Source organism: Micromonospora sp. WMMD1120 (assembly GCF_029626235.1).
Classification (GTDB): domain Bacteria; phylum Actinomycetota; class Actinomycetes; order Mycobacteriales; family Micromonosporaceae; genus Micromonospora.
On the sequence record NZ_JARUBO010000005.1, the window covers coordinates 2,567,642 to 2,586,318 of the forward strand.

An 18,677-nucleotide genomic window follows, 5' to 3' on the forward strand; every position below is an offset into this window, starting at 1 on the left:
CCCGCCGATCTGAGCAGGGAGGATGGTCCCCGTGCCACGCGGAGAACTGCGCATCTATCTCGGGGCCGCCCCCGGCGTCGGCAAGACGTACGCCATGTTGGAGGAGGCCCAACGGCGGGCCGCACGCGGCACCGACGTGGTGATCGGTTTCGTGGAGACCCACGGTCGTCAACACACCGCGGCGATGATCGGCGACCTGGAGCAGGTGCCCCGCCGCGTGCTGGAGTACCGGGGCGTCGAGTTCACCGAGATGGACCTGGACGCCGTGTTGGCCCGCCGGCCGGAGATCGCCGTCGTCGACGAGCTGGCGCACAGCAACGTGCCCGGTTCCCGGCACGAGAAACGGTGGCAGGACGTCCAGCAACTGCTGGACGCGGGGATCGACGTGCTGTCGACAGTCAACGTGCAGCACCTGGAGTCGGTGAACGACGTGGTCGCGCAGATCACCGGCACCACCCAGCGGGAGACCGTGCCGGACGAGATCGTCCGCGCGGCCGAGCAGGTCGAGCTCGTCGACATGACGCCCGAGGCGCTGCGTCGGCGGATGGCGCACGGCAACATCTACCGACCCGACAAGATCGACGCCGCGCTGGGCAACTACTTCCGGGTCGGCAACCTCACCGCGCTGCGCGAGCTGGCGCTGCTCTGGCTGGCCGACAAGGTCGACGAACAGCTCGACCGCTACCGCAGCCAGCAGGGCATCGCGGCCACCTGGGAGGCCCGGGAACGGGTGGTGGTCGCGCTGACCGGTGGCCCGGAGGGCGAGACGCTGATCCGCCGGGCGGCCCGGGTGGCGGCCCGCAGCAAGGGCGCCGACCTGCTCGCCGTGCACGTGGCGCGCAGCGACGGCCTGGCCGGCGCCGACCCGGCCCAGTTGGCCCGGCAGCGGGTGCTGGTGGAGAGCCTGGGCGGCACGTACCACCAGGTGCTCGGCACCGACGTGCCGGCCGCGCTGCTCGACTTCGCCAGGGGCGTGAACGCCACCCAGTTGGTGCTCGGCGCCAGCCGCCGGGGCCGCTTCGCGCAGTTCTTCTCCCGAGGTGTCGGGGTGACCACCACAGCGCTCTCCGGCTCGATCGACGTGCACCTGGTCACCCACAAGCAGGCCGGCAAGGGCCGCCGGGCGGCGGCGGTGCCGGCCGCGCTGTCCCGCCGTCGCCGGCTGCTCGGCTTCGCCCTGGCCGTGCTGGGCATGCCGCTGCTCACGGTGCTGCTGAAGACGCTGCCCGACCTGACCCTGACCAACGACATCCTGCTCTTCCTCGCCGGGGTCATCGGGGTCGCGCTGGTCGGCGGGGTGTGGCCGGCCCTGGTGGCCGCGCTCGGCGGGTCACTGCTGCTGAACTGGTTCTTCACCCCGCCGTACCGCACCCTGACCATCGCCGAGGCGGACAACCTGCTCGCCCTGGCCGTCTTCGTCGGGGTGGCGCTGGCGGTGAGCTGGGTCGTCGACGTGGCCGCCCGGCGTACCCGGGAGGCGGCCCGCGCCGCCGCCGACGCGCAGACCCTCGCCGCCATCGCCGGCGGCGTGCTGCGCGGCGAGCGCCCGCTGCCCGCCCTGCTCGAACAGCTGCGGGAAACCTTCGGGCTGCGCGCCGTGAGCGTGCTGGAACTGGCCGAGGAGGCCGGTGGCCGCCCGGAGCGGGCCCGCGAGGAGCACGCCTGGACCGTGGCGGCCAGCGTCGGCGACAGCCCGCCCTGCACCCCGGGAAGCGGTGAGACGACCGTCCCGGTCGACGACCGGATCACCGTCGTGCTCTGCGGCCGGCGGCTGGAGGCCGCCGACCGGCGCATCGTCGAGGCGTTCGCCGCGCAGGCCGCCGTCGCGCTGCGCCAGGAACGGCTCGCCGAGGAGGCGGCCACCGCCCGACCCCTCGCCGAAGCGGACCGGATGCGCACCGCGCTGCTCGCGGCGGTCAGCCACGACCTGCGTACGCCGCTGGCGTCCGCGAAGGCGGCGGTGACCAGCCTGCGCAGCCACGACATCGAGTTCGACGAGTCCGACCGCGAGGAGTTGCTGGCGACCGCCGAGGAGTCGCTGGACCGTCTCGCCCGGCTGGTCGCCAACCTGCTGGACATGAGTCGTCTCCAGGCCGGTGTCCTCGGCATCACCACGACCCACATCGGTCTGGAGGACGCCGTACCCCTGGCGCTCGACGAACTTGGCCCGGCGGCCGCGACGGTCGGCACGGACATCCCGGCCGACCTGCCGGCGGCCACCGCCGACCCGGGCCTGCTGGAGCGGGTGCTCGTCAACATCGTCGCCAACGCGCTGCGCCACAGCCCGCCCGACCAGCCGCCCACGATCACCGCCAGCGCGCACGCCGGCCAGGTCGAGCTGCGGGTGATCGACAGGGGGCCGGGCATCCCGGAGGACCAGTGGGAGCACGTGTTCCTGCCGTTCCAGCGCCTCGGTGACCGGGACAACCAGACCGGCGTCGGCCTCGGGCTCGCCCTGTCCAGGGGGTTGGCCGAGGCGATGGGTGGCAGCATCACCCCGGAGACCACCCCCGGCGGTGGGCTCACCATGGTGCTGCGGCTGCCGGCCGCCCAGACCAGCGCGGAGGAGCCGCAGGAATGACACGCATCCTGGTCGTCGACGACGAGCCGCAGATCGTGCGTGCCCTGCGGATCAACCTGCGTGCCCGCCGCTACGACGTGGACATCGCCGGCACCGGGGCCGCCGCCCTGAAGGCCGCCGCCAGCCACCCGCCCGACCTGGTGGTGCTGGATCTCGGCCTGCCCGACATCGACGGGGTCGAGGTGATCCGGGGCCTGCGCGGGTGGACGGCGGTGCCGATCATCGTGCTCTCCGGTCGGGCCGGCAGCGAGGACAAGGTCGCGGCGCTCGACGCGGGCGCCGACGACTACGTGACCAAGCCGTTCGGGGTGGAGGAGCTGCTGGCCCGCATCCGGGCGGTGACCCGCCGGCTCGGCGCGCCCAGCGAGGCGGTGCCCGCGCTGCGGATCGGCCGGCACACCGTCGACCTGGCCGACCACAGCGTGCGGCGCGACGACGGCACCGAGGTCAAGCTGACCCCCATCCAGTGGAGCGTGCTGGAGAAGTTGCTGCGCCACCCCGGCAAGCTGGTCAGCCAGCGGCAACTCCTCCATGACGTCTGGGGGCCGGAGTACCAGAACGAGACCAACTACCTGCGGCAGTACCTGGCCCAGTTGCGGCGCAAGCTGGAGGACGACCCGGCCCGCCCCCGGCACCTCATCACCGAGCCGGGAATGGGTTACCGCTACCGCCCCTGATCGGTTGACACCCATCGACAGAGATTGAAGAATCTCGTTAGCAGCGGCAGCGGCGTGCTTCTGTAACCGTCCCCTCCGGTTACCCAACGGGAGTTCGCCGTGTCAATGCCAGTGTCCCGCCGCCGACTGCTGACCGCCGGCGGCGCCGGCCTCGTCCTCGTCGGGCTCGCCGGCCCGTCCCGCCCGGCCTGGGCCGCCGTCACCACCGCCGACCTCGTCGTCTACGGCGCCACCTCCGGCGGTCTGGCCGCCGCGATCACCATGCGCCGGCTCGGCCGTACCGCCGTCGTCGTCGAGCCGACGACCCACGTCGGCGGGCTGAGCACCGCCGGTCTGGGCGCGACCGACACCGGCGTGCAGGCGTCCATCGGCGGGCTGGCCGCCGAGTTCTACCGCCGGGTGTACGTGAAATACCACGGCGGGACGCTCACGCCGACCTCGCCGCTGCGGATGACCTTCGAGCCGCACGTCGCCACCGAGATCTTCGCGGAGATGCTGGCCGAGGCAGGTGTGCCGGTGGTCGTCGGCGCGCGGCTGGCCGGTGTCGGCCGCAGCGGCAACCGGATCACCGAACTGCGCACCGAGGACGGCTCGGTCTACCGGGGTGGGATGTTCGTCGACGCCACCTACGAGGGCGACCTGCTGGCCATGGCCGGCGTCGGGTTCACCGTCGGGCGGGAGTCGAACGACACCTACGGCGAGACGATAAACGGGGTGCAGTCCCGCAACACCCACCAGTTCGTCTATCCCGTCGACCCGTACGTCACCGCCGGCTCGCCGGCCAGCGGTCTGCTGCCGGGCATCTCCGCCACCCCGCTCGCCCCGCAGGGCAGCGGCGACGACCTGATCCAGGCGTACTGCTTCCGGATGTGCCTGACCCAGGCGGCCAACCGCATCCCGTTCGCCCGGCCGTCCGACTATGACCCGATCGAGTACGAGCTGCTGCTGCGACACATCCAGGCGGGCTTCGCCGGCCCGTACTTCACCACCCACTCGATCGGCGGCGGAAAGACCGATTCCAACAACAACGGGGCCGTCTCCACCGACCACATCGGTTTCAACCACGCGTACCCGACGGCGAGCTGGGCGGTACGGGAGAGCATCATCGCCGAGCACCGCAGCTACCAGCAGGGGCTGATGTGGTTCCTGGCCAACGACCCCCGGCTGCCGGCGACGGTGCGCGAGTCGACAGCACGGTGGGGCCTGCCGGTCGACGAGTTCACCGGCACCGGCGGCTGGCCGCCGCTGCTCTACATCCGGGAGGCCCGCCGGATGGTCTCCGCGTACGTGATGACCGAGGCGGACTGCCGGGGTCGGGTGCGGGCCACCGACTCGGTGGGCCTGGCCAGTTACACGATGGACTCGCACAACTGCCAGCGGGTGGTGGTCGACGGCAAGGTGCGCAACGAGGGCGACGTGCAGATCGGGGTGCCGGCGCCGTACCCGGTGAGCTACCGGTCGATAGTGCCGCACCAGGCCCAGTGCGCCAACCTGCTGGTGCCGGTCTGCCTGTCGGCGAGCCACATCGCGTACGGCTCGATCCGCATGGAGCCGGTGTTCATGATCCTTGGGCAGGCCGCGGCCACCGCCGCGTCGCTGGCGCTCGCCGGCAACCTCGCCGTGCAGGCGGTGTCGGTGCCCGCCCTGCAGGCCCGGCTGCGGCAGGACGGCGCGGTGCTGGAGTGGGGTTCGACCAGCGAGGTGATCCTGGACAACGCGGCGTCCAGCGGGATCACCCGGGCCGGGACGTGGCTGCGCAGCACCAGCATCGGCGGCTACTACGGCCCCGACTACGAGCACGACGGCAACACCGGCAAGGGCGTCAACCGGCTGCGGTTCCGCCCGACCCTGCCGGTCTCCGGCTCGTGGACCGTGCAGTTGCGCTGGACCGCCGACCCGAACCGGGCGACGAACGTGCCGGTGGACATCGCGTACTCCGGCGGGGTGGCCACCCGGACCGTGGACCAGCGGCAGTCCGGGGGCCAGTGGGTGGCGCTGGGCACCTACCCCTTCACCGCCGGCAGCGACGGGAGCGTGCTGATCCGTACCGAGGGCACCGACGGCCACGTGATCGCCGACGCGGTGCGCTTCGTCCGTGCCTGACCGACCGGGCCCGCGGAACGCCGATCGCCTGCTGCCGAGCCGGGTGGCCGCGTGGCGGGTAGCGTTCCTGACGATCGACTCTCGAACGAGGAGGCCCGGTGCAGACAACGACTGTGGACATCCCGACCGGCGACGGGATGGCGGACGCGTCGGTCACCCGACCCGACGGCGACGGCCCGTTCCCGGCGGTGCTGTTCTTCATGGACGCCATCGGGCCGCGACCGCGCCTGGTGGAGATGGCCGAGCGGATCGCCGCCCGCGGCTACCTCGTGCTGACGCCCCACCTGCTCTACCGGGGCGGGCGGGCACCGCTGTCCGACCTGTCCCGCCTCGGTGAGGCCGACGGGCGGGCCGCCATCTTCGCGAAGGCCGTGCCGCTGATCCACGCGTTGACCGCCGACCTGATCAGCCGGGACACCGAGGCGTACCTCGACTTCCTGGCCGCCCGGGACGACGTCCGGCCCGGTCCGGTCGTGATCACCGGTTACTGCATGGGCGGCACGAACGCGCTGCGGGCCATCGAGGCGCACCCGGACCGGATCGCCGCTGTCGCCAGCTTCCACGGCGGGCACATCGTCACCGACGCGCCGGACAGCCCGCACCGGGGCGTCGGCTCGATCACCGGTGAGGTGTACTTCGGACACGCCGACGCCGACCAGTCGATGACGGCGGAGCAGATCGCCACGCTGGAGAGCGCGCTCGACGCCGCCGGGGTGCGCTACCGCTCCGAGGTGTACGAGGGCGCGCACCACGGTTTCACCATGGCGGACACCCCGATGTACGACGAGCGGGCCACCGAGCGCCACTGGGCGGCGCTGTTCGACCTGCTGGACCGTACCCTGCCCGTCAGGTGAAACACGCACCCCGTCCGGCGCGCGCTCAGCGGCGCAGCAGCACCGGCCCGGCGTCGATCCGGGTGCGGAACAGGGCGTACGGCTTGCGCCGCAGGTCCTGGCCGCGCTGGTACTGCGGCTGCCGGTGCAGTTGGTTGGCGGTGACGTACAGGTGCCCGTCGGTGGCCACCGACATGGTGTCCGGCCAGAGCAGCCTCGGGTCGTGGACCAGCGTCTCGTACTCGCCGTCCGGCAGCCGGCGCAGCACCGCGTTGTGCTCGTACGAGGTGAGGTAGAGCCGTCCCGCGTCGTCGCTCTCCAGCCCGTCCGAGGCGGTGCCCCTGTCGCCCTCGTCGACCACTGTCGCGGCGACCGCCTCCTGGGTGACGCCCGGGTCGGCCAGCGCCTCGGTGGAGACGCTGTGCAGGCGTCGGGACGCCAGCGGGCAGTAGTACAGCCGGCTGCCGTCTGCGGAGATGGCGATCCCGTCCGAGCCCATCGTGAGGGGCTTCGGCGGCCCGTCCGCCGGGCGTTCCAGAAACGGCCGACCCTCGACCACCGGGCGGAACGTCGCCAGCGGCTCCGCCTTGGTGGACGGGTGGTCGTGCAGCCGCCGCCAGGACGCGCCGCTGGCCAGGTCGACGACGATGATCCCGTTCGGTCCGGTGTTGGCCGAGTCGGTGATGTACGCGACGCCGGCCTCGCCACGGCGCAGGTCGAAGCGGACGTCGTTGAGGTACGTCGTCGGCAGCGCCACGTCCGCCGGAAAGGTGATGACCTGGGCCACCGTGTCGGTTTCCAGGTCGACACGGACCAGCTTCGGGCCGCCCGGCCTGGTGGGCCGGAACATCGGGCTGCCGGTGTCCAGAACCCAGAGCCGGTCGGCCGGGTCCACCACGATGCTCTGCACCGACACGAACGCGCCCGCGTCGTCGTCGCCGGACGGGTCGTTCCACGCCTGGTCGGGATAGGGCACCTCCTGACCGTCGCGCACTTCGACGACGGTGGCCGGAACCTCGTCCCCCCACTTCGGGAAGTTGACGAAGATCCGGCCCCGGTGCGAGACGCTCACCCCGGTCGGCATCGGGCCGGTAAAGGTGTGCACCAGCTCCAACTCGCCGAGCGGCTCGTCGCCGACCGGCCCGTTCATGACGCCCGTCCCACGGTGCTCATCGTTCCCCCTGCCGGTCGGTTGCCGCGCTCCGACAACGGCTATTCCCGCCCGGCCGTCCGATATGCCTCGCGGTGGTCCGAGCCGGCGCTCAGCGCTGGTGTCAGCGTGCCGGCACGGCGGGCAGGCCGGGGACCGGGACGTCCACAGCGAGCAGCGCTCCGTCCTCCCGGCCCGGCGTGTCCAGCCCCACCCGTGCGGTGCCGACGAAGAGTCGACGCAGGTCGGGGCCGCCCAGGCAGATGCCGGCCGGTTGCCGGGCCGGGAGCCGGATCTCCCGGTCGAGAGTGCCGTCGGGTCGGTAGCGGCGTACCGCGGCGCCGCCCCACAGCGCGATCCAGAGGTGCCCGGCCGCGTCGAGCGTCATGCCGTCCGGGCCGCCGTCGGCGGAGGGCAACCGCAGGAACGGCTCGCGTCCGCTCAGCTCCCCGGTCGCCGGGTCGACGGTGAACCTGTCGATCTCGCCGCGCGGCGTGTCGGCCAGGTACATGGTGGTGCCGTCGGCGTCGAACGCCGGCCCGTTCGGAATGGTCAGCCCGGTCACCGCGGGCACCGGTGCCGCGCCCGGGGTGAGCCGGAACAGCGTGCCCTCGCCGGGCACCGCCGCGTACGTCATGCTGCCGGCCCAGAAACGGCCGTGCGGGTCGGCGACGGCGTCGTTCATCCGGGTGGGCTCGGCCGCGTCGCCGACCAGGTCGGCGACCGGTCGGGGCTCCCCGGTGGCGGGCAGCAGCGTGACGCCGGTGCCGGCGGCGGCCAGCCACGCACCGGGCCGGTCGGCCACCGGGGCGACCGCGCCCAGCGGTACGTCGAGCCGGCGCACCTCGCGCAGCGGGGCGGGGGCGTCGCCGTCGGTCTCCAGCAGTCGGCCGGCCAGCAGGTCGACGAGGACCAGGCGGTCGTCGACCCAGCGTAGGCCCTCGCCCAGCTCGAGCCGGTCGTCGCTCCAGACGGTCGGTTCGGTCAGCTCCATTGTGGCTCCTCCCAGGGGTCGTCAGCGGACCGTACCGCCCGGCTCGTGGTCGAGCAGCGCCAACTCGTCGCGGCCGGGCAGGCCCTCCCAGTCGCCCCGGGTGGCGACAGCGAACGCGCCGGTGGTGACGGCCCGGTCCAGCCGGTCCGGTGCGTCGGCGCCGTCGAGCCAGCCGGAGAGCAGCCCGGCCACGAACGCGTCGCCCGCCCCGACGGTGTCCACCACCGGCACCGTCCGGGCCGGGCGGTGGTCGGTGCCGGTGGCGCGGTGGCTGGTCGCCCCGCCGGCACCGTGCTTGACCACGACCTCGGTCACCCCGGCGGAGAGCACCGCCCGGACCGGGTCGGTCTCGTCCGAGAGCACGGCCAGCTCGTCGTCGGAGGCGATCACCAGGTCGATCGAGGGCAGCAGGGGTCGCAGCGCGGCGGCGGCCTCGGCCACCGACCAGAGCCGCTGCCGGTGGTTGACGTCCAGGCAGACGGTGCTGCCCGCCGCCCGGGCGCGGCGCACCGCCTCCACCACCGCCCGGTACGGCTCCTCGCCGAGCGCGCAGGTGATGCCTGTGACGTGCAGCAGCCGGGGCGGTGCGCCGGGCGCGGCGAAGGCGCGGGCCACGTCCTGCGGGCCCAACCGGGAGCCGGCCGATCCGGCGCGGTGGTAGGTGACCCGGTTGATGTCGGCGACCCGGTTCTCGAAGAGGATCAGGCCGGTGGGCGCGGTGGCGTCGACCCGGGACCAGGTGAGGTCGACGTTCTCCGCGCGCAACGTGCGGCGGACCAGCTCGCCGGGCTCGTCGGCCCCGGTGACACCGACCCAGGCGGCTCGGTGACCGAGCCGGGCCAGGCCGATCGCCACGTTCGACTCGGACCCGGCGACGGAGATCCCGGCGGTGCCGCCCAGCCGCAGCGGGCCGGTGGTGCGGAAGGCCGCCATCGTCTCGCCGAGGGTGAGCAGGTCGATCACGGCCGGACCGCCGCGAGGAAGGCGGCGGCGCGCTCGCGCAGCGCCGCCGGGTCACCGCCCCGGACGGCGTCGCCGAGCAGCGGGGAGCCGACGCCGACCGCTGTCGCGCCCCGGTCGAGGTAGCGTCGCGCGCCGTCCGCGTCGACCCCGCCGACCGGCACGAACGGGGTGCCGGGGAACGGGTCCCGCAGCGCGCCGAGGTAGCCGGGGCCACCGAGGGAGGCGGGGAACAGCTTGACCGCCGTGGCGCCGCCATCGGTGGCCTGCACCACCTCGGTGGGGGTGAGGGCGCCGGCGAGGACCGGCAGCCCGAGCCGGCGGCCCTCGGCGAGGCTCGCCGCGAGGGCCGGGGTGACCAGGAAACCAGCGCCCGCGTCGGCCGCCGCGTGGGCGTCCTCGGCGCTGAGCACGGTGCCCGCGCCCAGGGCGAAACCCGGGCCGAGGGAGGCGCGGGCCCGCCGGATGGTGTCGAGCGCGTCGGCGCTGGTCAACGAGATCTCGACGAGCGCGACGCCGCTCTCGGCCAGGGTGAGCACGGCGGTCAGCGCCGCCGCCGGGTCCGGGCCGCGCACGATGGCCAGCAGCCGATGGGTACGCAGCTCGTCGAGCAGGTTCAGCACGGGTGTCCTCAGTGGATGCGATGGGCGGAGATGGTGAGTCGCCAGGTGACCTCACCGGTTGGCGGCACGATCGCCGCGTCGGTGGGACCGGCGTCGGCCAGGTCGAAGGCGGCGCCGAGCATCGGCTCGACGCCCAGGCTGCGGTAGGGGGCGTCGGCCGGCCAGCCGCCCAGGTTGCGCCAGAGCGCGGTGCTGCGGGGCTGGCCGTCGCACTCCAGCTCCAGGGTCAGCCGGTCGGCGTCGTCGACCACCTCGACGCGGGGGCAGTCGAGCAGCACCGCACCGACCGCCGTGCCGTCGTCGGCGCCGAGGGTGTCCAGGGTCAGGCCGGCCGGGGACGGCCACGGCCCGGTGAGCCACGGGGCGCCGGTCGGCCAGGTGCCCGCCGGCAGCAGCGCGGCGGCCTCCGGGTGCAGCCGGGTCGGGGTGCCGGTGGGCGCGACGAGACGGGCGGCGGGGGAGAGGCCGAGCAGGGCGTGCGCGGCCCAGACGAAGCGGTGCCCCGGGTCGGCGGCGAGCCGGTAGTCGGCCACCACAACGCCGTCCGCGTCGGTGATCCGGCGGCTCAGCGTGAAGGTCGGCCGCTGGACGACCACGGTGCCCGGCCCGGCGGAGCGCCACGGTCGCGACCACACCTCACCGTGGTCCGGCTCGCCGCGCACTGTCGGCAGGCACTCCTCCAGCCCACCGGCGTCGACGAACGCGTCCCCGGGGCGTACCTCGTCCCGGCCGGGTCGCGGGCCGCGCCAGAGCCACTCCCGGCCGCCGCCGCGCAGGCTCGTCCACCGTGCGCCGTGCGCCGCGTCGTACGCCACCCGCAGCGCCACCGGCCTCGCGTCGGTCACCACTCGGCGAACGACCCGTCGGTGTGCCGCCAGACGGGGTTGCGCCAGGCGTGTGGGGTCTGGGCGGCCTTGCGGACCGCCGCCTCGTCAACGGTGATGCCCAACCCGGGCCGGTCGAACCGGGCGATGTGCCCGTCCACGAACCGGAACGGCTCCCTGTCGAGCAGATAGTCGAGCAGTTCCGAACCCGCGTTGTAGTGGATGCCGATGCTCTGCTCCTGGATCAGGAAGTTCGGCGTCGCGAAGGCCACCTGGAGGCTGGCCGCCAGCGAGATCGGGCCGAGTGGGCAGTGCGGGGCGAGCAGCGCGCCGTACGTCTCGGCCAGCGCGGCGATCCGGCGGACCTCGGAGATCCCGCCGGCGTGCGACAGGTCCGGTTGGACCACGGTGACCCCGGCCTGCAACGGGCCGAGGAACTCGGAGCGGCCGTAGAGCCGTTCGCCGGTGGCCACCGGGATCGGCGTGCTGGCGACGATGTCGCCCAGGTGGTGGGCCTGGTCGGGCAGGACCGGCTCCTCCACGAAGAAGGGGCGCAGGGCGGTCAGCTCGGGCAGGATCCGGCGGACCGCGGCCAGCCCGGCCCGGCCGTGGAAGTCCAGCGCGATGTCCCGGTCCGGGCCGAGGGCCTCGCGGGCGGCGGCGACCCGGCCGATGATCGCGTCCACCTCGGCCGAGGTGGGGATCGGGGAGAGCTGCCCGCAGGCGTTCATCTTGACCCCGGTGAGACCGGCGGCGGCCTGCGCGGCGGCGGCGTCGGCCACCTCGTCGGGCTCGTCGCCGCCGATCCACGAGTAGACCCGCACCCGGTCGCGGACCGGCCCGCCGAGCAGCGCGTGCACCGGAGCGCCGTACGCCTGCCCGGCGATGTCCCAGAGCGCCTGGTCGAGGCCGGCGACAGCGCTGGAGAGGATCGGGCCACCCCGGTAGAAGCCGCCCTTGGTGAGCACCTGCCAGTGCTGCTCGATCCGCAGCGGGTCCGCGCCGATCAGGTATTCGGCGAGCACCGCGACCGCGCTGCGCACCACCTCGGCGCGGCCCTCGACCACCGGCTCACCCCACCCGACCAGCCCTTCGTCGGTCTCCACCCGGCAGAACAACCACCGTGGCGCGACCAGGAAGGTCTCGATCCGCTCGATCTTCACTGACTGCCCCTTCGTCCCCGTGCCTTCTCGACGTCGCGGACCGCCTTGTTCAGCAACTCACGCATCGCGGTCTCGGCCGCCGTCTCGTCCCGCCCGCGTAGCGCGTCGACCACAGCGCGGTGGCTGGGCACCGGGTCGTCGTGCGCGGTGCCGCCGTGCACCAGGCGGTCCCGTTCGGCGAGCCCGGTCTCCATCACCACCTCCATCCGCTCCAACAGCTCGTTGTGGGTGGCGGCGAGCAGCGCGCGGTGGAAGGCGAGGTCGGCCGCTGTGGCGGCGGCGGGGTCCCCGTCGGCCTCGGCCATCTCGGTGAGGGCCTGGTCCAGGGCGGCCAGGTCGCCGTCCGTGGCCCGGGTGGCGGCCAGCCGGGCGGCGGCCGGTTCGATGATGGCGCGCACCTCGTGCAGTTGGTCGAGCAACCGCTGGTCGGTGCCCTCGGCGAACTGCCAGCGGATCACGTCACCGTCGAGCAGGTTCCAGTCCGCCCGGGGCCGGACGAAGGTGCCGCGCTTCTGCCGGGCGTCGACGATGCCCTTGGCGGAGAGGACCTTCAGCGCCTCGCGGAGCGCGGTCAGGCTGACGTCGAACTCCTCCTGCAACGCGACCAGGTTGAGGGTCGCGCCGGCGGCGATCTCACCGGTGAGGATGCGACGGGCGATCGTCTCGACGGTCTGCCCGTGGATGCCGCGGCGTGCGTACTGTGCCAATGCTCCTGGCCTTTTCGCTGGTCGGTATCGATCTCTCAGGCCGAGGCTTTCACCGCTGTCCAGCCACCGTCCACCACGAGACTCGCGCCGGTGACGTAGGCGGCGTCCGGTGAGGCGAGGAAGGCGATCGTCGCGGCCACCTCGTCCGGGGTGCCGAAGCGCTTGGCCACCGTCTCCGCGACGCTACGCCGGCGGTCCTCTTCGGACACGTCGGCCCAGGCGGCGGTGAGGATCGGCCCGGGCAGCACGGTGTTGACCCGCACCTGTGGGCCGTACTCCACGGCGAGCTGGCGACCGAGCGCGACCAGGCCGCCCTTGGCCGCGGCGTACGCGGGGCGTCCGGGCAGCCCGACCAGCGCGTGCACCGAGGAGATCAGCACCACCGCGCCCGAGCGCGCCCGCAGGTCGTCCAGGCAGGCGCGGACGCCGAGGAAGGAGCCGGTGAGGCTGACCCCGAGCTGCTGGTCCCAGGACTCTCGGCTGGTCTGGTGCGCGGGGGCCACCCGCACCGCGTAGGCGCTGCTGACCAGGATGTCGACCGGGCCGAGGTGTGCGCGGGTGGCGGCGACGGCAGCCGTCCAGTCGGCTTCGTCGCTGACGTCACCCGTCACGGACAGTGCCCGGCCGCCGTTGGTTGTCAACTCGTCGGCCAGCGGGGTCGGGTCGGCGACGTCGAAGAGCGTGACGGCGGCACCCTCGGCGGCGAGGCGTCGGGCGGTGGCCGCGCCGATTCCGCCCATCGCGCCGGTGACCAGCGCGTTCTTGCCTTCTAACCGGCGCATAGGCTGATCCACCTGACCCCCGCCTTGATCTCAACTAACCATTAATTACGAAGATATCTTGACAGTCGGCGACGGCCGATGCAACCTTCTGGTCACAGCATTCACATGGACGACACATCGCGCGGTGACGCTGAGTGTCGTAGAGGAAGGGATACCTCGTGAGCGACTTCGACCCCGGTCGCCGGCGATTCCTTGGCCACCTCGGGCTCGCCGGCCTGGGCGCGCTCGGCGCCAGCTCGTTCCTCAGCGCGTGCGCCAGCTCCGCCAGCGGGCCGGCGACGGGCGGCGGCTCGGGCGCGGTCACGATCCAGTCCAACCTCTCCTCGCCGCAGGCCAAGGCGGCGATGGAGAAGTTGATCGAAAACTTCAACACGCAGGGCAAGGGCACGGCGAGCCTGAACACCATCGCCTCGGAGACCTTCCGGACCCAGCTGCCGACCTACCTGACCTCGGCGAACCCGCCGGACCTCTACACCTGGTACGCGGGCTCGGTCGCCAACGACTACGCCAGCAAGAACCTTCTGCTGGACGTCTCCGAGGTCTGGAAGTCGCTCGGGGACTACCCGCAGTCGCTGCGCACCCTCTCCACCGACGCCAGCGGCAAGCAGATCTTCGTGCCGATGAACAACTACTGGTGGGGCTTCTTCTACCGCAAGTCCAACTTCGCCAAGTGGGGCGTACAGGAGCCGCAGACCTGGGCCGACTTCCTGGCGCTCTGCGAGACGCTGAAGAGCAAGGGCGTGCCGCCGATCGGCATCGGCCTCGGCGACACCCCGTGGGTGGCCTCGGCCTGGTTCGACTACCTCAACATCCGGATCAACGGCGCGCCGTTCCACCGCGAACTGCTCGCCGGCAAGCAGCGCTTCGACGACCCGAAGGTCAAGGCGGTCTTCACCCGCTGGCGCGAGGTCCTGCCCTACTTCGACCCCAAGGGCAAGGCGTACCCGTTCCAGGAGGCGACCACCGCGCTGCTGGCCGGCAAGACCGGCATGTTCCTGATCGGCACGTTCTTCGCCGACGCGGCGCCCAAGGACGCCCTCGGCGACCTGGACTTCTTCCGGTTCCCGATCATCGACCCGGCGGTCCCGCTGGCCGAGGAGGCGCCGACGGACGGCTTCTTCGCCAGCGCGAAGACCGCCAACCCGACCGGCGCCAAGGCCCTGCTGACCTACCTGGCCGGGGTCGAGGCGCAGGAGGCGTACGTCAAGGCCAGCTCCGGCATCGTGCTGCCGGCCAACCCCAAGGCCAAGGCGTCCGACTCGCCGCTGGTGGTCAAGGGCAAGGCGATGCTGAACGAGGCCAAGGAGCTGACCCAGTTCTTCAACCGCGACTCCAGCGACGCGCTCCAGCCCACCGCCGACACCGCGCTCACCAAGTTCATGGACAAGCCGGACCAGATCGACGCGATCCTGCGAGAGTGGCAGGCCGGCGCCGAGAAGGTCTTCAAGGGCTGACGTGACAGCAACGACCTCCACGACCTCGGTCACCCCCATCCAGCGGCGGCGACGGTCGGCCCGACTGTCGCCGCTGCTGGTGGCGTTCGTCCTCGTACCCTTCGCGGTGGAGAGCGTCTGGGTCTTCTGGCCGGCGCTACAGGGTTTCTGGTTCTCGCTCACCCGCTGGGACGGGATGACGTCGCCGACCTTCGTCGGCGCCGACAACTACGTCGAGCTGGCCGGCGACGCCACCTTCCGGGGCGCGCTGGTCAACACCGTGATCTGGCTGGTGCTCTTCGGCGGCCTCTCCGTGCTCGGCGGTTTCGGCATGGCGCTGCTGTTGCAGAAGGAGCGGCGGGGCGTCGGGTTCTACCGGGCCGCGCTCTTCACCCCGGTGGTGTTCTCACTGGTGGTGACCGCGCTGGTCTGGCGGGTCTTCTACCAGCCAGACGGCATAGCCGACACCGTGCTGCGGGCGGTCGGGCTGGAGCACCTGATCCGGCCCTGGCTCGCCGACCCGCAGACCGCCCTGTACGCGGTGATCCTGCCCGCCCTGTGGCGGCAGATCGGGTACGTGATGGTGCTCTTCCTGGCCGGGCTGAAGGCGATCGACCCGGCGCTGCACGAGGCGGCCCGGATGGACGGCGCCAACTCCTGGCAGCGGCTGCGCCACGTCACCATCCCCCAGCTCAAGGGGGTCAACGCCGTCGTGCTCTCGGTCATCGTGATCGACTCGCTGCGCTCGTTCGACATTGTCTGGTCGCTGACCAAAGGCGGCCCGTACCACTCGTCGGAGCTGCTCAGCACCTACATGTACTCGACCGCGTTCCAGAGTCTGCGGTTGGGCTACGCCTCCGCGATCGCCGTCGTGATCTTCGTGCTCGCGTTGGCCGTCATCCTCGGCTACCTGGTCCGCGCGTTCCGGGAGGAAGCCTGATGACCAAGCTCCGTACCGGGGCCTTCCACACCGGCATGGTCCTGCTCTCGCTGCTCTGGCTGGGGCCGGTGCTCTGGGTCGTGGTGATGTCCACCCGGTCGTTCGACGACATCGCCGCGCACGGCGTGGGCAGCCTGCCCCGGTCGTTCACCCTGGACACCTACCGGCAGGCGTGGACCGACGGGGGCGAGCTGCGCGCGCTGATCAACAGCCTGCTGGTCACCGTTCCGTCGGTGCTGCTGAGCCTCGCGCTGGCCGCGGTGGCCGCGTTCGCCCTGAGCCGGTTCCGGATTCCCGGGCGGCGGACCATCCTGCTGCTGATGCTCGCCGGCAACCTGTTGCCGCCGCAGATCCTGCTCATCCCGGTGGCCAAGTTCAGCGAGCTGACCGGCCTCTACGACACGCTCTGGGCGCTGATCGCGGTGCAGGTCGGCTTCGGGCTCGGCTTCTACACCTTCGTGCTGCACGGCTTCATGCGGGACCTGCCGAACGAGATCCAGGAGGCGGCCACCATCGACGGCGCCGGCACCGCGCAGATCTTCACCAGGGTGATGCTGCCGCTGACCCGGCCCGCGTTGGCGGCGCTCGGCGCGCTCTCCTTCACCTGGATCTTCAACGACCTGCTCTGGGCGATCACCGTGTTGCGCACCGACGACACCATGCCGGTCACCCCGGCGCTGCTCGCGCTACAGGGGCAGTTCGTCTCCTCCTGGAACGTCATCGCCGCCGGCACCGTCATCGCGGCCGTACCCACGGTCGCTGTCTTCCTGCGCTTCCAGCGGCACTTCGTCTCGGGTCTGGCGATCGGAGCGGTCAAGTGACCGGGCGGCGGTGGACGTTGCGCGGCGCGCACACCGAATACACGGTGACGGTGCCGGCGCACGGGCGCTGGCTGGAACTGGTCGCCTGGGGCCCGCACGGCGTCAGCGACGGGCCGTCGCCGGTCGCCTACGACGGCCCGGTGCCGTTCCTCACCGCCGGGGACGCCGCCCCCATCGAGTACGCCACCGACGCCGACCGCCCGTTCCTGGGCGCGGACCTGGTGGTCGAGACCCCGGATGGCGGGCGTCGGGTGGGCCTGCGGCACACCGGCAGCCGGCTCGACGCCGACCAGCGGGAACTGGCCGTCGACTTCGCCGACCCGGTGACCGGGCTGCGCGCCACAGTGCACTACCGGGTGCCAGACGGCACCGACGTGGTGCAGCGCTGGGTGGAGCTGGTCAACGACGGCGGCGGCCCGCTGCGGGTGGTCCGGGCCGGCTCGGGCGGCTTCTGCGTGCCGACCCCGCACGGCGCGCTGCTCAGCCACCAGTGGGGGCAGTGGGCGCAGGAGTTCCAGCTCGCCCATGTCGAGCTGGGCCACGGTGCTTTCCGGATCGGCAGCTCCCAGGGCGTACCCGGGCACCTGCACGTGCCCTGGCTGGCGGTCCGGGACACGGCCGAGCCGGATGGCTCGGTCTGGGGGATGGCACTGGCCTGGACCGGCTCGTGGGAGATCACCGCCGAGCGGGACACCGGCGGTCTGACCCGCGTGCGGGTGGGCCGCCAGCTCGTCGACGGCCCGCTGGAGCTGGCGCCCGGCGAGCGGCTGACCGTGCCGGTGGTCACCGGGGCGTACAGCGCGGACGGCCTGGACGGGCTGGCCCGGGTCTGGCACGCCCACCAGCGGCGGCTGGCCGCCGACCGGCTCACCCCGCGCCCGGTGCTCTACAACTCCTGGGAGGCGACCTACTTCGCGGTCGAGGCGGAGAGTCAGCTCGCGCTCGCCCGGATCGCCGCCGAGCTGGGTGTGGAGACGTTCGTCGTGGACGACGGCTGGTTCGTCGGCCGTACCGACGACACCGCCGGGCTCGGTGACTGGACGCCCGACCCGGCGAAGTTCCCGGCCGGGTTCGACGCGTTCATCGCCGACGTGCGGGCGCTCGGGCTGAACTTCGGGCTCTGGGTCGAGCCCGAGTGCGTCAACCCCACGTCGAACCTCTACGCCCAGCACCCCGAGTGGGTCTACTCCGTGCACGGCCGACCGCTCACCCCGGTGCGCAACCAGTACCTGCTCGACCTGGGCCGACCCGAGGTGGCCGAGTTCGTGCACTCCACAGTGGACGGTTTGCTGCGGCGGTACGACATCGACTACCTGAAGTGGGACTTCAACCGGCCGCGTACCGAGCCGGGCCGGCCCGGTGGGGAGGGCCCGCTGGACCTGGACGGCGCGCACGTGGCCAACCTGCACCGGATCTACGACCGGCTGCGCCGGGACCACCCCGGCGTGCTGATCGAGGCGTGTGCCGGTGGTGGCGCGCGGACCGACCTGGCGATGGCCGCCCGCTCGGATGTCTTCTGGCCCAGCGACAACACCGGTCCGCTGGACCGGCTGGCCATCCAGTACGGGTTCCTGCACGCCAACGCGCCGCACCTGCTCAGCTCCTGGGTCACCGACGCGCCGGGCCTGTTCGACACCCGGCCGCGAACGCTGGCGTTCCGGTTCGTGCTCGCCATGGCCGGTGTGCTCGGCATCGGCGCGGACATCCGCGCCTGGACCCCCGCCGAACGGGCCGAGGCCGCCGGCTGGATCGCCCGCTACAAGGAGATCCGGGACGTCGTCACCACCGGCGAGGTGCACCTGATCGGCGGCCCCGACCAGGCCCGGTGCGCCGTGCAGTACACCGCGCCGGACCACCGCCGGGTGGTCGTCCTGGCCTGGCACACCGGCCGGCTCGACGGTGCCGGCCTGCTGCCGTCCCGCCCGGTCCGGCTGCCCCTGCGCGGCCTCGACCCGAGCGCCCGGTACGCCCACGGCGACCACAGCTACTCCGGCGCTCACCTCGGCGCTGTCGGCCTGCCCGTGCGGTGGAGCCCGACCCACGACGCCGACCTCATCGTGCTGACCCGCGACTGAGGCCGGAGCAC

16 protein-coding genes are annotated in these 18,677 nt (G+C 72.8%); 8 read left to right on the plus strand and 8 right to left on the minus strand.

Translation table 11 applies throughout. The features are described from left to right. The first annotated feature begins 31 nt into the window (after positions 1 to 31). The 4 genes from O7634_RS12165 to O7634_RS12180 all read left to right on the plus strand — a co-directional run bounded on the left by O7634_RS12165 (position 32) and on the right by O7634_RS12180 (position 6,215). Positions 32 to 2,581: a sensor histidine kinase KdpD gene (locus O7634_RS12165; RefSeq protein ID WP_278150243.1), complete on the plus strand. Its 2,550-nt coding sequence runs from the start codon at positions 32 to 34 to the stop codon at positions 2,579 to 2,581. Next, a complete protein-coding gene (locus O7634_RS12170; protein ID WP_278150244.1) occupies positions 2,578 to 3,258 on the plus strand; it encodes a response regulator in 681 nt (226 codons plus the stop codon). Before O7634_RS12165 ends, O7634_RS12170 begins: the two co-directional genes overlap by 4 nt. A gap of 105 nt (positions 3,259 to 3,363) precedes the next feature. After that, positions 3,364 to 5,361, plus strand: a complete 1,998-nt coding sequence (locus O7634_RS12175) for an FAD-dependent oxidoreductase (protein ID WP_278153949.1) — start codon at positions 3,364 to 3,366, stop codon at positions 5,359 to 5,361. A 98-nt stretch (positions 5,362 to 5,459) separates the two neighbouring features. After that, positions 5,460 to 6,215 (plus strand): dienelactone hydrolase family protein, encoded by a 756-nt coding sequence (locus O7634_RS12180; RefSeq protein ID WP_278150245.1) that lies wholly within the window; start codon positions 5,460 to 5,462, stop codon positions 6,213 to 6,215. A gap of 25 nt (positions 6,216 to 6,240) precedes the next feature. Here O7634_RS12180 and O7634_RS12185 read toward each other — a convergent pair whose 3' ends face one another. The 8 genes from O7634_RS12185 to O7634_RS12220 form a co-directional block, all read right to left on the minus strand. After that, a complete protein-coding gene (locus O7634_RS12185; RefSeq protein ID WP_278150246.1) occupies positions 6,241 to 7,344 on the minus strand; it encodes an L-dopachrome tautomerase-related protein in 1,104 nt (367 codons plus the stop codon). Positions 7,345 to 7,468: 124 nt separating this feature from the next. Next, the gene (locus O7634_RS12190) at positions 7,469 to 8,338 is read right to left on the minus strand and encodes an SMP-30/gluconolactonase/LRE family protein (RefSeq protein WP_278150247.1); all 870 of its coding nucleotides are present in this window, start codon (positions 8,336 to 8,338) and stop codon (positions 7,469 to 7,471) included. Between the two features lie 21 nt (positions 8,339 to 8,359). Continuing rightward, the gene (locus O7634_RS12195) at positions 8,360 to 9,301 is read right to left on the minus strand and encodes a sugar kinase (protein WP_278150248.1); all 942 of its coding nucleotides are present in this window, start codon (positions 9,299 to 9,301) and stop codon (positions 8,360 to 8,362) included. Then, positions 9,298 to 9,921: a bifunctional 4-hydroxy-2-oxoglutarate aldolase/2-dehydro-3-deoxy-phosphogluconate aldolase gene (locus O7634_RS12200; protein ID WP_278150249.1), complete on the minus strand. Its 624-nt coding sequence runs from the start codon at positions 9,919 to 9,921 to the stop codon at positions 9,298 to 9,300. Before O7634_RS12200 ends, O7634_RS12195 begins: the two co-directional genes overlap by 4 nt. Positions 9,922 to 9,929: 8 nt before the next feature. Next, on the minus strand, positions 9,930 to 10,766 hold the full coding sequence (locus O7634_RS12205; RefSeq protein ID WP_278150250.1) for a PDC sensor domain-containing protein: 837 nt from the start codon (positions 10,764 to 10,766) through the stop codon (positions 9,930 to 9,932). Beyond that, complete coding sequence (gene dgoD / locus O7634_RS12210; RefSeq protein WP_278150251.1) at positions 10,763 to 11,908, minus strand: galactonate dehydratase; 1,146 nt, start codon at positions 11,906 to 11,908, stop codon at positions 10,763 to 10,765. Before dgoD ends, O7634_RS12205 begins: the two co-directional genes overlap by 4 nt. Beyond that, positions 11,905 to 12,615 (minus strand): FCD domain-containing protein, encoded by a 711-nt coding sequence (locus tag O7634_RS12215; RefSeq protein ID WP_278150252.1) that lies wholly within the window; start codon positions 12,613 to 12,615, stop codon positions 11,905 to 11,907. The genes dgoD and O7634_RS12215 overlap by 4 nt, the downstream gene beginning before the upstream one ends. A gap of 35 nt (positions 12,616 to 12,650) precedes the next feature. Continuing rightward, complete coding sequence (locus tag O7634_RS12220; protein WP_278150253.1) at positions 12,651 to 13,409, minus strand: SDR family oxidoreductase; 759 nt, start codon at positions 13,407 to 13,409, stop codon at positions 12,651 to 12,653. Positions 13,410 to 13,555: 146 nt separating this feature from the next. Between O7634_RS12220 and O7634_RS12225 the strand changes: the two genes are divergently transcribed. Genes O7634_RS12225 through O7634_RS12240 form a run of 4 tightly spaced genes read left to right on the plus strand, consistent with a single transcriptional unit; the run spans position 13,556 to position 18,666 of the window. Next, positions 13,556 to 14,851 (plus strand): extracellular solute-binding protein, encoded by a 1,296-nt coding sequence (locus tag O7634_RS12225; RefSeq protein WP_278150254.1) that lies wholly within the window; start codon positions 13,556 to 13,558, stop codon positions 14,849 to 14,851. Position 14,852: 1 nt separating this feature from the next. Beyond that, positions 14,853 to 15,770: a sugar ABC transporter permease gene (locus tag O7634_RS12230; RefSeq protein ID WP_278150255.1), complete on the plus strand. Its 918-nt coding sequence runs from the start codon at positions 14,853 to 14,855 to the stop codon at positions 15,768 to 15,770. Further along, entirely contained in the window at positions 15,770 to 16,591 is an 822-nt protein-coding gene (locus O7634_RS12235) for a carbohydrate ABC transporter permease (RefSeq protein WP_278150256.1), read from the plus strand. The genes O7634_RS12230 and O7634_RS12235 overlap by 1 nt, the downstream gene beginning before the upstream one ends. After that, positions 16,588 to 18,666 (plus strand): alpha-galactosidase, encoded by a 2,079-nt coding sequence (locus tag O7634_RS12240; protein ID WP_278150257.1) that lies wholly within the window; start codon positions 16,588 to 16,590, stop codon positions 18,664 to 18,666. Before O7634_RS12235 ends, O7634_RS12240 begins: the two co-directional genes overlap by 4 nt. The last annotated feature ends 11 nt before the right edge of the window (positions 18,667 to 18,677 follow it).